At 72.2% G+C, this 11,189-nt stretch carries 13 protein-coding genes and 1 pseudogene; 6 read left to right on the top strand and 8 right to left on the bottom strand.

Annotated features, from left to right (window positions below; translation table 11 throughout):
* Positions 1 to 356 (top strand): annotated as a pseudogene (locus ABZS51_RS40925) (transcriptional regulator); the annotation flags it as partial.
* Positions 357 to 466: 110 nt separating this feature from the next.
* Positions 467 to 1,141, top strand: a complete 675-nt coding sequence (locus tag ABZS51_RS40920) for a FadR/GntR family transcriptional regulator (protein ID WP_310707814.1) — start codon at positions 467 to 469, stop codon at positions 1,139 to 1,141.
* A 165-nt stretch (positions 1,142 to 1,306) separates the two neighbouring features.
* Here the strand turns inward: ABZS51_RS40920 and ABZS51_RS40915 are convergent, their stop codons facing one another.
* Together ABZS51_RS40915 and ABZS51_RS40910 are read right to left on the bottom strand one after the other, a co-directional pair.
* Positions 1,307 to 2,152, bottom strand: coding sequence for an SDR family oxidoreductase (locus tag ABZS51_RS40915; RefSeq protein ID WP_355453225.1), 846 nt, complete (start codon positions 2,150 to 2,152; stop codon positions 1,307 to 1,309).
* 2 nt (positions 2,153 to 2,154) lie between these two features.
* Positions 2,155 to 2,454 carry an antibiotic biosynthesis monooxygenase gene (locus ABZS51_RS40910; protein ID WP_355453222.1) on the bottom strand — a complete coding sequence of 100 codons (300 nt, stop codon included), beginning with the start codon at positions 2,452 to 2,454 and terminating at the stop codon, positions 2,155 to 2,157.
* A gap of 57 nt (positions 2,455 to 2,511) precedes the next feature.
* On the opposite strand from ABZS51_RS40910, the gene ABZS51_RS40905 reads away from it, so the two are divergent.
* Positions 2,512 to 2,976 (top strand): MarR family winged helix-turn-helix transcriptional regulator, encoded by a 465-nt coding sequence (locus tag ABZS51_RS40905; protein ID WP_310707811.1) that lies wholly within the window; start codon positions 2,512 to 2,514, stop codon positions 2,974 to 2,976.
* A 31-nt stretch (positions 2,977 to 3,007) separates the two neighbouring features.
* Here ABZS51_RS40905 and dnaN read toward each other — a convergent pair whose 3' ends face one another.
* The 3 genes from dnaN to ABZS51_RS40890 all read right to left on the bottom strand — a co-directional run bounded on the left by dnaN (position 3,008) and on the right by ABZS51_RS40890 (position 6,281).
* Complete coding sequence (dnaN, locus tag ABZS51_RS40900) at positions 3,008 to 4,108, bottom strand: DNA polymerase III subunit beta (protein ID WP_310707810.1); 1,101 nt, start codon at positions 4,106 to 4,108, stop codon at positions 3,008 to 3,010.
* An 86-nt stretch (positions 4,109 to 4,194) separates the two neighbouring features.
* Positions 4,195 to 4,848 carry a response regulator transcription factor gene (locus ABZS51_RS40895; RefSeq protein ID WP_355453218.1) on the bottom strand — a complete coding sequence of 218 codons (654 nt, stop codon included), beginning with the start codon at positions 4,846 to 4,848 and terminating at the stop codon, positions 4,195 to 4,197.
* Entirely contained in the window at positions 4,848 to 6,281 is a 1,434-nt protein-coding gene (locus ABZS51_RS40890) for a sensor histidine kinase (RefSeq protein WP_355453215.1), read from the bottom strand. The genes ABZS51_RS40895 and ABZS51_RS40890 overlap by 1 nt, the downstream gene beginning before the upstream one ends.
* 110 nt (positions 6,282 to 6,391) lie before the next feature.
* Here ABZS51_RS40890 and ABZS51_RS40885 point away from each other — a divergent pair, with 110 nt between their 5' ends.
* From ABZS51_RS40885 to soxR, 3 genes are all read left to right on the top strand, one after another.
* Entirely contained in the window at positions 6,392 to 7,297 is a 906-nt protein-coding gene (locus ABZS51_RS40885) for an ABC transporter ATP-binding protein (protein ID WP_355453212.1), read from the top strand.
* Entirely contained in the window at positions 7,294 to 8,028 is a 735-nt protein-coding gene (locus ABZS51_RS40880; RefSeq protein WP_355453209.1) for an ABC transporter permease, read from the top strand. Before ABZS51_RS40885 ends, ABZS51_RS40880 begins: the two co-directional genes overlap by 4 nt.
* 69 nt (positions 8,029 to 8,097) lie before the next feature.
* Positions 8,098 to 8,613: a redox-sensitive transcriptional activator SoxR gene (gene soxR / locus ABZS51_RS40875; RefSeq protein WP_355453206.1), complete on the top strand. Its 516-nt coding sequence runs from the start codon at positions 8,098 to 8,100 to the stop codon at positions 8,611 to 8,613.
* Positions 8,614 to 8,685: 72 nt separating this feature from the next.
* On the opposite strand, the gene ABZS51_RS40870 is transcribed toward soxR, so the two are convergent.
* From ABZS51_RS40870 to ABZS51_RS40860, 3 genes are all read right to left on the bottom strand, one after another.
* Positions 8,686 to 8,868 carry a hypothetical protein gene (locus ABZS51_RS40870; protein WP_355453203.1) on the bottom strand — a complete coding sequence of 61 codons (183 nt, stop codon included), beginning with the start codon at positions 8,866 to 8,868 and terminating at the stop codon, positions 8,686 to 8,688.
* Positions 8,869 to 8,922: 54 nt separating this feature from the next.
* Positions 8,923 to 9,381, bottom strand: a complete 459-nt coding sequence (locus ABZS51_RS40865; RefSeq protein WP_355453200.1) for a universal stress protein — start codon at positions 9,379 to 9,381, stop codon at positions 8,923 to 8,925.
* A gap of 90 nt (positions 9,382 to 9,471) precedes the next feature.
* Positions 9,472 to 11,189: LuxR C-terminal-related transcriptional regulator (locus tag ABZS51_RS40860; RefSeq protein WP_355453198.1), on the bottom strand; the 1,718-nt coding region annotated here is incomplete at its 5' end.

Here is an 11,189-nt window from a genome sequence, read left to right as displayed (position 1 = left end):
GCGCCGGTGACCTGGCACGTGCCGGTGAGCTGGCGACCGCGGCGCTGGAGGCGGCGCCCGACGCGTCGCGCACCACTCCGGCCGAGGCACGGCTGGTGCTCGCGACCGTGGCGCTCGACCTGGGCGGCGACGCCGTGGGGCACCTCGGCACGGCTCGGGGCCTGCTGCAGTCGCTCAGCGGGCCGATGTTCGGCTCCGACCGTCAGGCGGCCCGTTGCTGGCGCGAGCTGGGCGACCTGTACGGCCGGGCCGGTGGCCGGGCGCAGCAGACCGCCGCGTATCGTAAGGCGCTGGAAGCAGCCGGGGTTCGCTCCGCGCTGGCGGGTCTGCCGGTCAACGCCGCCGTCTCCGGCTGATCGGAAAACGCCTCCCGGGAGTTCCAGATTTGTGTTCTTGGGTCTGGAATAATTAGGGTCTACCAGTCATTGACTCATAGGATGATTGGTTTCCCCGGAGGAGGCGGACTGTGAGTCTGCGTACGGCGCAGCGGGCTTCGCTCGTGGACCAGGTGATCGATCAGCTCAAGGAGCAGATCACATCAGGGTCGTGGCGGATGAACGGCAAGATCCCGACCGAGACGGTGCTCGCCGAGCAACTCGGGGTGGGACGCAACACCGTTCGCGAGGCCGTACGCGCGCTGACTCACGCGGGACTCCTGGAGTGCCGTCAGGGGGACGGCACCTACGTCCGCGCGACGAGCGAGCTCTCCGGCGCCATGCTCCGCCGCCTCCGGCAGGCGGAGCAGCTGGAGATCCTGGAGGTGCGGCGCGCCCTGGAGGTCGAGTCGGCGCGGTTGGCCGCCACCAGGCGCACCGACGAGGACATCCTGCGCATCGAGGCCGCTCTGGCCGAGCGGGAACGGGCCTGGGACCTCGACGACCCCGACTTCTTCGTGGAGGCCGACCTGGCCTTCCACATGGCCGTCGCGCACGCCACGCACAACCTCGTGCTGATCGACCTGTTCGAGGACTTCTCGGCCGCGCTGCGGGCCAGCATCACCGCCGCGGGCACGTCGCTCAACAAGAGCTACATCCCGCACGACGCGATCGCCCGCGCCATCGCGGCCGGCGACGCGACCGCCGCCGAGCGCGCCAGCCACGCCTGCATGGAGCACATCCTCATCGCCCTGACGGACGCGTAACCCCTTTTCCTGCTGTTACGGCACAGCCTGGCAGGCCCCAGTCGCCGTACGGGGCTGGGGGCCTCCAGGGATACGGCCGCTGAGCCCGCACGGGGCCGGTCGCCGACACGCGCGTCATGTGGGCCATGGCCTCCGTCCCCCCCTTGCCCCGTTGCTCCTCCGGTGTCATTCCTGGCCGGACAGAAGCCGGTCCACGTGAGCCCTGGCGAAGTCCGTGAAGGTGTGGGCGTCCTTGCCCGTCACCTCGCGGTAGTCCGGGGTCGTGTAGTCGCCCCACCCGCCCGCGTAGGCCCGCATGTACTCCGTGTTGACCGCGGCGTTCCAGGCGGGCAGTCCCGCTTCCAGCATGGCGGCGTGGGCCTGCTCCGGCGCCACCGGCTGGTAGGCGATCGGACGGCCGTACACCTCGCCGAGCGCCTCCGCCGCCTCGGCCAGGGAGATGCTGGCCGGGCCGGTGAGGGTGTAGACCTTGCCTGTGTGCGGTCGGGGGTCGGTCAGCAGGGTGGCGGCGAAGTCGCCGATGTCCCGCACGTCGATGAGGCCGAACCGGCCGTCCCCGGTGGCGCCGTACAGGGTGTCCCCGGTGACGGAGCCGAACAGGTTCTGCATGAAGAAGGCCGGGCGGATGATGGTCCAGCCGAGGCCGGACGCCTGGAGCTCGACGTCGGACAGAGCGTGCAGGCGGCCGTTGCGTGTGGGCGCGTCGTGCGCGGCGCCGATCGCCGACATGCGGACCACGTGCCGCACCCCCGCCCGGCGGGCCGCCCAGAGCGCGTTCATGCTGGCGTGCGGCGCCTGCGGGCCCATCGCGGTGAGCAGCCAGAGCGTCTCCACGCCGTCGAACGCGTCGCCGAGCGTCGCCGGGTCGTCGAGGTCGCCGACGGCCACCTCGTACCCGGCCGGCGCCTTGGCCGGGTCTCGTACCAGCACCCGCACCCCGTCCTTGCCGGGCAGCGCGTCGAGCACGGCGCCGGAGACGGTGCCGGTGGCTCCGGTGATGAGGATCGTCATGGTCAGCCCTCGTTTCCTTCCGTGGTGCCGTCTTCGGCGGACACCAGCTCGTCGATCGACTCGAAGAAGGCCCGGATGCCGGGCAGGTTGCCGCCCTTGGCGGCGGAGGCGGCGCGGTCCTCGGGCGAGCGCCACTCGACGATGTCGAGCCACTCGTCACGGGGCAGGCGCACCAGGCGTGCGCCGAGGAAGCCCGCGCGGTCGGCGCGGAAGTCCGCGAGCATTCCGGGACGGGCGGCGAGGAGCCGCTCGGCGTTGTCCGGAGCCACGCGGAACCGGGTGAGTTCCATCGTTGTGGTCATGAGGACGACCATATAGTAAAATTCAGTGACTATCAAGATTAGTGATCAAATGGAGGCGTGGCGGTGCGTAGGAGCCAGCGCAAGCAGGACAACCCGGACCTCGGCATCCTGGCCGGGCGGACGCTGTTCTCGGTGCAGCGGGAGCTGTTCGGGGCGGTCGCCGAGCAGGGCCATCGGGAGCTCCGGCCGCGTCACGGCGCGGTGCTGGCCTACCTCGACGAGGAGGGCAGCCGGGCGACCGACCTGGCCACGCAATCGGGGCAGCACAAGCAGGTCATCGGCACGCTGGTGGACGAACTGGTCGAGCTGGGTTACGTCGAGCGGCAGCCGGACCCGGCCGACCGCCGGGCCAAGCTGATCGTGCCCACGGCCAAGGGGCTGGACGAGATGGCCAAGTCGGACGCCGCCATGGCCGCCATCGAGGCCGAGCTGGCCTCGACCGTGGGCGAGGAGGCGTACGCGGAGTTCAAGCGCGTCTTCAAGCTGGTCGCCGACCGGCAGTCGGCCCGCAGACCGCAGTGACGCCCCGCTCCCGGGGGGAGCCGGGGCGGGATCAGGCGCCGAGGCGCAGGGACATCACGAGGTAGCGGAAGGCGGGGTCGGCGTCTCCGGGCACGTCCTGGATCAGCGCCGGCCGCGTCGGGGACTCCATGTTGAGGCGGGCCAGCTCCGTCTCGATGCCGGTCAGGCCGTCGAGAAGGAACTGCGACTGGAAGGCGATCTCGATGTCGTCGCCCCGCAGCTCGCACTCCAGCACCTCGATGCCGCGCCCGATGTCGCCGCCGCCCGCCTGGAGCGTCACCTGCCCCTGGGTGAACGACAGCCGGATCGCGGTGTTGCGCTCGGCCACCAGGGCGACCCGCTTGATGGCGTCCACGAACGGGCCCACCCGCACGTCGGCCCGGATCGACCAGTCGGAGGCGAGCCGGGTGCGGTAGTCGATGAACTGCTCGTCGAGCAGCCGCACCGTGGTGCTGCGCCCGACGCTCTCGAAGCCGGCCACCCCGTCGCCCATCGCGATCTGCACCTCACCGCCGCGCAGCGACCTGGCCACCTCGACCAGCACCCGCGCGGGCACCATGGCCGAGACGGCGATGTCGGGCCGCACGGGCCGCCAGCCGAACTCGCGGGCCGCGATCCGGTAGCGGTCGGTGGCGGCCATCGTGACCGTCTCGCCGTCGATGTCGACCCGGATGCCGGTGAGCATCGGCAGGGTGTCGTCACGGCTGGAGGCGGGCGCGGCCTGGCCGACGGCCGAGGCGAACACGCCGCCGCCGACGGCCCCGATGGCCGGCGGCATCGTCGGCATGGTCGGGAAGTCCTCGACCGGCATCGTGATCAGGCCGAACTCGGCGCTGCCGCAGGTCAGAACCGCCTCGGCGCCCTCGGTGACGATCTGCACCTCGTCGCCGGGCAGGCTGCGAGTGATCTCGGCCAGCAGACGGCCGGGAATGAGCACGCCGCCGGCCTCGGCCACATCGGCGTCGATCCGCGCCTGGGCGGAGACGTCGTAGTCGAACGCGGACAGGCTCAGCTCCTCGCCGGCCACCAGCAGCAAGCCGGAGAGCACGGGCATCACGGGCCGGTTGGGGAGGACCCGGGCGGCCCATGCCACGGCATCCGCCAGAAGATCGCGGTTAACCCGGATTTTCACCTGATTCGGCCCTTTCGCTCGCCTGCCTCCTATGAAGGTAGCCGGTCCCACCGACAATCCCGTGCAGCTTGTCGACCAGGCGGGGGTCAGCGACTGTTGAGGTGGGCGAGCACTGCGAGCACCCTGCGATTGTCGTCGTCGGAAGGGGCCAGACCCAGCTTGGCGAAGATGCTCGCGGTGTGCTTGGCCACCGCGCTCTCGCTCAGGTAGAGCCGCTGCGAGATGGCGGCGTTGGAGCGGCCCTCGGCCATGGCCTCCAGCACCTGCCGCTCGCGCGGCGTCAGCGCGGCCAGCGGCTCGTTCCGGGCGTTGCTGGCCAGCAGCTTGGCGATGACCTCGGGGTCCATGGCCGTGCCGCCCCCGGCCACCCGGCGCACGGCGTCGACGAACTGCCCGGCGTTCAGCACCCGGTCCTTCAGCAGATAGCCGATCGCGCCGGAGCCGTCGGCCAGCAGCTCGCGGGCGTAGAGCTGCTCGACGTGCTGCGACAGCACGAGGATCGGCAGGCCGGGCACCTGCCGGCGGGCCTCCAGCGCCGCCTGGAGCCCCTCGTCCGTGAACGTCGGCGGCAGCCGCACGTCCACGACCGACACGTCGGGCCGCAGCTCGACCAGCCCCTTCAGCAGCTCGGGACCGCTCTCCACGGCGGCCACGACGGTGAACCCGTGGGCCTGGAGCAGGTGGACCAGCCCGTCCCTGAGCAGGTAGAGGTCCTCGGCGATCAGCACCCGGTCGCCCATCAGCACATCCCCAGCCGGCGCGGCGCCTCGGCCATCCAGCGGTCCCGGTTGTGCTTGGCGGGGATCGCGATGGCGGTCGCGTACATGCCGAGACCCAGAGCGATCATGAAGAGGATGACCGGCCACTGGAGGGGTTCGGGGGCGTACAGGGCGAGGAACCACGACTTCTCGGGGAAGGCGAAGGTCTTGAACACGGCGGCGACCATCCCCTGCGGGAACAGCGGACACCAGGCCAGCGACCAGCACAGCGCCACCACGGCGGTCTTCCAGCGCGGCAGCTTGTTGCCCTCCGCCCAGTGGACCGGGAGCACCTTGGGCAGCACCATCATGACGCCCGTCGGGCCGCCCGGCGGGCTGTTGATCGCCATCACGCCGTCGAAGGCGGCCAGCCGCCGCTCGATCCCGCGCAGGCCGCTGCCCTTGGCCGGGTCCGCGCCGCCCAGTCCGTCGTCCGTGACCGTGATGCGCAGGGCCGACCCGTCGGAGCTGATGTCCACGCTCGCCGAGCGGGCGTCGCCGTGCCGGGCGGCGTTGGCCAGCAGCTCGCTGACCGCGAAGTAGGCCGCGGCCTCCACCGGAGGCTCCGGCCGGTGCGGCAGGTCCACCTCCACCTCCACCCGCAGCGCGGTGTCCATCGCGAGGGCGCGCACGGCGTCGGCGAGCCCCCGCTCCGCCAGCACCGGAGGGTGGATGCCGCGGATGAGCCGCCGCAGCTCGGTCAGCGTGTCGGCGGAGGCGTCGCGAGCCTTGGTCATCAGCGCCTTCGCCGCGGCCGGGTCCGAGTTCATCAGCTCCTCGGCCGCGCCCAGGGTCATGCCGATCGCGATGAGCCTGGCCTGGGTGCCGTCGTGCAGGTCGCGCTCGATGCGCCGCATCTCGGCCGCCTGGGAGTCCGCGGCGATGCTGCGTGACTGGTGGAGGTGGGTCAGCTGGCCGCGCAGCAGGCTCGTGCGGGTGGGGGACAGCAGCAGGGCGCACCACTGGCCGTACACCCGCAGGCCCCTGGTGGGCGTCACGAGCAGCATCGGCAGCAGGGCGATCTTGATCAGCGGGTCCAGGCCCAGCCACAGCAGGTCGCGCCAGCTCGCCGGGTCGGTGGTCAGCCACTTCCACCGGGCGTTCCAGGCGGGGACGCGGGGCGACTTGTACAGAGTCCGCTCGTGGCGGTACATCCCGTCCGTCAGAGGCTGCGGCGGCGGCGGTTCCGGGAGGTACGGCGAGGCGATCCGGATCCCGGACCAGGCGCCGATCCGGCGCCGGGTCTCCTCCGCCGTCCCCCGCACCATGCGCACGGCCGGCGGGTAGAGGAAGACCAGCCCCAGCGTGAACGTCAGGATCACCGCCGGCAACGCGAACAGCAGGATGCCGATCTGGACGATGATCATTCCGAGCAGCGCGGACACCCGGGCCGTCCCGGTCAGTCGTCGGAGCATGTCACCAGTGTGCGCGAACAACGACAGCACTCGCACTGTACCTAGGTACACCGTTACCGGGCATCCAACCCGATTCCCCGCCACCGGCCCTGATTCCTACCGTCGAGACCATGAAGGTCATCGAGGTGAGAAACCTCCGCAAGAGCTACCCCCGTCACGTGGCGGTGGAGGACGTGTCGTTCGAGGTGGCCGAGGGAGAGATCTTCGGCATCCTCGGACCCAACGGCGCCGGCAAGACGACCACCGTCGAGTGCGTCGCCGGTCTGCGGGTGCCCGACTCCGGCACCGTACGGGTGGCCGGGCTCGACCCGCACCACGACCGCGACGAGCTGCGCCGCGTGCTCGGAGCGCAGCTCCAGAGCGCCGCGCTGCCGGAGAAGATCAAGGTCTGGGAGGCCCTGGACCTGTACGCCTCCTTCTACCCGCACCCCGCCGACTGGGAGGAGCTGATGCGCCGGGTCGGGCTCCACGACAAGCGCGACACCGTGTTCGGCAAGCTCTCCGGCGGCCAGCGCCAGCGGCTGTCGGTCGCCCTGGCCCTGGTCGGCCGGCCGCGCGTGGCCGTGCTCGACGAGCTCACCACCGGTCTCGACCCGCAGGCCCGCCGCGACACCTGGGAGCTGGTGGAGCAGGTGCGCGACTCGGGCGTCACGATCGTGCTGGTCACCCACTTCATGGAGGAGGCCGAACGGCTCTGCGACCGGCTCACCCTCATCGACCGGGGCCGCGTCGTGGCCACCGGCACCCCGGCCGCGCTCGTCGCCCAGGCGGGCGGGGAGCAGCGGCTCAGGTTCCGGCCGTCGGCGCCCGTGGACCACGCGCTGCTGCTGGCGCTGCCCGAGGTGCGTTCGGTCACCGGCAGCGGCGATCACCTGGAGGTCACCGGCGTCGGCGACCTGGCGCCCGCTGTCACGCTCGCGCTCGCCGAGCACCGGATCGTGCCCACCGACCTGCGCATCGAGCAGTCCACGCTCGACGACGCGTTCCTCGCCCTCACCGGAAGGACACTGTCATGAGGAAGATCCTCGCCGTCGAGACGAAGCTCTACCTGCGCGAGTGGCCGGCCATGCTGTTCTCCATCGTGCTGCCGGTCGGGCTGCTGCTGGTGCTGGGCAGCATCCCCGACATGGGCAAGGCCGACCCCGCGCTCGGCGGGCAGCGGATCACCGACACCCATTTGCCGGCCATGATGACGCTGCTGGCGATGCTCACGCTGGCGTTCACGGTGCTGCCCACCGTGCTGACCACGTACCGCGAACGGGGCGTGCTGCGGCGGATGTCGACCACGCCCGTCCACCCCGCGCGGATGCTGGCCGGCCAGCTCCTCATCAACGTGGCCGTCGGCGCCGTGTCCACCGCGCTGGTCGTCGTGCTCGGCCGGCTCGTGCTGGGGACGGCCATGCCCCGGCAGCTGGTCGGGTTCGTGCTGGTCTTCCTGCTGGGCACGGCCGCGCTGATGGCCATGGGGCTGGTGATCGCCGCGCTGGCGCGCACCGGGAAGGCCGCTTCCGGGATCGGGTCGGTGGTGATGTTCCCGCTGATGTTCGTGGCGGGCATGTGGATCCCGCGCGAGTTCATGCCGGGCGCGCTGCGCGTCTTCAGCGACTTCTCGGTGGCCGGCCCGTTCGCCCAGGCCATGCGCGCCACCTGGGCGGGCGACTGGCCGCAGCCGCTGCACCTGGCGGTGATGGCGGCCGGCGTGCTGGTCTTCGGCTGGCTGGCCGTGCGCCTCTTCCGCTGGGAATGAGCGCCCGGCCGGTCGTGGTGCTGGAGACCTTCTTCGAACGGCCGAGCGATCCTGAACTATAGTCCAGGTATGACCAAGGCCCCGTGGAACACCAAGGAGCTGACCGTCGGGCAGCTCGCCGAGCGCAGCGGAGTCGCCGTGTCGGCACTGCACTTCTACGAGACCAAGGGGCTCATCACCAGCCGCCGCACCGCCGGCAACCAGCGCCGCTACACCCGCGACACGCTCCGCCGGGTGGCCTTCATCCGGCTGGCCCAGCGCATCGGCATCCCGCTCAAGACGATCAGGGACGCGCTCGGCGAGCTGCCGGAGGAGCGCACCCCCACGCGCGGCGACTGGGCCCGGCTGTCGGCCGCCTGGCGCGGCGAGCTGGAGGACCGCATCGAGCAGCTCCAGCGGCTGCGCGACGACCTGACCGACTGCATCGGCTGCGGCTGCCTGTCGCTCGACCGGTGCGCCCTGGCCAACCCCTACGACCGGCTGGGCGAGGAGGGCCCGGGTGCCAGGCGCATCGACACCCACCTGATCCATGCCGGGCCCGCCGCGGCCAAGACGTCGTCCCCCGCGGGAGAGTGCTGCATCTGACCGTCCTCCCGAGGGAGGCGGGACGCCTTCGTGCTACCTGAACGCCCCGAAGGCGCGGGCGCCCGCGGCTGGTCACTGGAAGCTGTAGATGTGCTGCTCGTTCACCCAACGATCTGTTCTGGGCGCGTATCGACTGACTTCGATGACCTGCTTGGCAGTGAAATCCGCACGGAAGGTGCCCCGGTGAACCGCGGTCTCTATCACGCAGGTCGGTTGCGCCGGGGTGAGCGTGCAGGAGCTGAACGGGTCATCCATCTCGTTCCAGCCTCGAAGCGCCGGTCGTCCGGTCAGGATCGCGTGACAGGCCGACTAGCGGGCGCCGTCCTTCGCGGGCGGCGGGACGATCAGCGTCGGCCGGCGCGCGTGGTGCAGCACGTGGTTGGAGACGCTGCCCAGCAGCACCGACCGGGTCTCCGACAGGCCGCGCGAGCCGGTGACGATCAGCGAGGCGTCCAGCTCGTCGGCCACGTCCACGATCGTCTTCCAGATCGACTCCCGATCGGCCACGGCCCGGTGCGTCACCTCGGTGATCCCGGAGGCCCGCGCCAGGTCGGCGCCCTCCTCGGCGTGCCGGTCGGCCAGCTCGCGCCACTCGTCGGTGCCGTCCGTGACCGCCGCGAGGTCCGCCAGCGGATACCTCCTGAGCTGCACCAGCAACGGCTCCCATACGGTCACGACGACGACGGGCTCGGGGGCCAGATGCTTGGCCGCGAACTCGATCGCGGAACGCGAGTCGGCCGAACCGTCATAGGCGATCAGAATGGACATGGCCTGCTCCCTTCGAACTGCTCTCGTCCTGTGCAGCACCGCGTTGATCAGCCAGGATTCCTGTCCGGCCTGTCTGGTGTGTCACACCGGTCAGGACAGGTCGAGGCCGGCGAGCTGGGCGCGGCTGGCCACGTTGAGCTTGGGGAAGGCCCGGTAGAGGTGGTAGCTGACCGTCTTGGGGCTGAGGAAGAGCTGCGCCCCGATCTCCCGGTTCGTCAGCCCGGCCGCCGCCAGCCGGACGATCTGCAGCTCCTGCGGTGACAGCGCGGAGACGGCCTCGTCATGCCCGGCCGGAGCGCTGGTGTCTCCCGCGGCCCGCAGCTCCGTCCGGGCGCGCTCGGCCCACGGCCGGGCTCCCAGCCGCTCGAACGTCTCCAGCGCCGCACGCAGGTGCGGCCGGGCGCTGCCCTTGTGCCGCTCCCTGCGCAGCCGCTCCCCGAAGGCCAGGCGGGTCCGCGCGGCCTCCCACGGGCGTCCGCTGTCGGCGTGCAGCCGTACGGCGGCGCGGAAGTGCTCGTGCGCGGTGTCCCAGTCGGGTTCGAGCAGGGCGCGGCAGCGGTGGAGCACGCCGCCGGCCCAGTCGTGGCCCGCGGCGTCCGCCCACTCCTCGAACCGCCGCAACGGCTCGCCCGCCGGGGCGCCCAGCCGTACGGCCGCCTCGATCTGGTCGGGCGCGAAGTACACCGCCTGGATCTGGTGGCGCACCGGCCCCTCCAGGGCGGCGTCGAGCCGGTCCAGCGCCTCGGCGAAACGGCCCCGGCCCAGCTCCAGCAGGGCCAGCGCCCATTCGGCCCAGGCGGGCCCGTTGGCGATCCGGTTGGCCTCGAACCGGTCGAGGCACCGGGTCGCCAGCCTGGAGCACTCGGCGTCCTCGCCCCGTACGGCGGCGATCCAGGCGAGCATGCCTTCGAGGTAGCCGGCCCGGTTCGGCTGGCCGGTGTCGGCGGCCAGCCGCAGCCCTTCGGCGGCGCCGGCCACGGCGTCGTTGAACCGGCCGAGATAGAGGTCGCAGGCCGTGAGGGTCAGGAGGGCCAGCGGGAGCTTGCCGATGTCGCCGCGCGCCCGGCACTCGGCGGCGACGGCCGCGGAGATGTCACGGCCGGCCTGGAAGTCGCCGACCAGGCCGGCGACGAAGGCGGCGTTGACGCGCAGCGCGTGCGCCCCCTCACGGATCCGGCCGCCGTCGGCGACCAGGCCGCGCATGGTGGCCAGGGCCCCGGCCGGTCCCTTGGCCAGGAACTCGGCCGCGCCCGTGACGGCGTCCACGGCGGGGCCGAGACCGTCCTCCGGCTGGAGGCCGAGCGCGTGCAACCGGCCGGCCGCCTCCGCGACCCGGCCGGGGTCGCTGAGCTGCCAGGCGTTGCGGGCGGCGTCGATGAGCATCAGCCCGGCCATGACCCGATCGGCCGCGGCGACCCCGCCTCCATCGGCCGTGTCTCCGGCGGCCGTGTCTCCCGCGGCCATCTCTCCGGCGGCCGTGTCTCCGGTCACCGCGTCCCCGGCGGCCCTCCGCCCGGTCACCCTTTGCCCGGTCGCCCTCTGCCCGGCGATCAGGTCCGCGCCCGACAGGAGCAGGTCGTGGGCCAGGTGGGGCGCCCCCTCGTCGAAGGCGACGCGGGCGCGCAGCTCGGACAGCCGGGCGAGCGACCGGGGATCCGTCAGCAGGTGGCCGGCCCGTTCGATCAGGTCCTTCGCCCGGCCCGGCTGGCCGGCGTCCGCCGCCGCGACCGCCGCGGAGGTCAACCGGCGTGCCCGTACGGCCGTCTCCTCGGTCAGCTCGGCGGCGCGCTCCAGCGCGGCGGACGCGC

Source organism: Nonomuraea sp. NPDC005501 (assembly GCF_040605905.1).
Classification (GTDB): domain Bacteria; phylum Actinomycetota; class Actinomycetes; order Streptosporangiales; family Streptosporangiaceae; genus Nonomuraea.
Note: the sequence above shows the minus strand (reverse complement) of the source record. Positions and strands in the feature narration are given on the sequence as shown.

Coding starts and splice junctions, on each gene's coding strand:
- ABZS51_RS40885 (WP_355453212.1), top strand. CDS start 6,392: ATGAAGGTCATCGAGGTGAGAAACCTCCGCAAGAGCTACCCCCGTCAC.
- ABZS51_RS40880 (WP_355453209.1), top strand. CDS start 7,294: ATGAGGAAGATCCTCGCCGTCGAGACGAAGCTCTACCTGCGCGAGTGG.
- ABZS51_RS40890 (WP_355453215.1), bottom strand. CDS start 6,281: ATGCTCCGACGACTGACCGGGACGGCCCGGGTGTCCGCGCTGCTCGGA.
- ABZS51_RS40915 (WP_355453225.1), bottom strand. CDS start 2,152: ATGACGATCCTCATCACCGGAGCCACCGGCACCGTCTCCGGCGCCGTG.
- soxR (WP_355453206.1), top strand. CDS start 8,098: ATGACCAAGGCCCCGTGGAACACCAAGGAGCTGACCGTCGGGCAGCTC.
- ABZS51_RS40865 (WP_355453200.1), bottom strand. CDS start 9,381: ATGTCCATTCTGATCGCCTATGACGGTTCGGCCGACTCGCGTTCCGCG.
- ABZS51_RS40870 (WP_355453203.1), bottom strand. CDS start 8,868: ATGGATGACCCGTTCAGCTCCTGCACGCTCACCCCGGCGCAACCGACC.
- ABZS51_RS40895 (WP_355453218.1), bottom strand. CDS start 4,848: ATGGGCGACCGGGTGCTGATCGCCGAGGACCTCTACCTGCTCAGGGAC.
- ABZS51_RS40910 (WP_355453222.1), bottom strand. CDS start 2,454: ATGACCACAACGATGGAACTCACCCGGTTCCGCGTGGCTCCGGACAAC.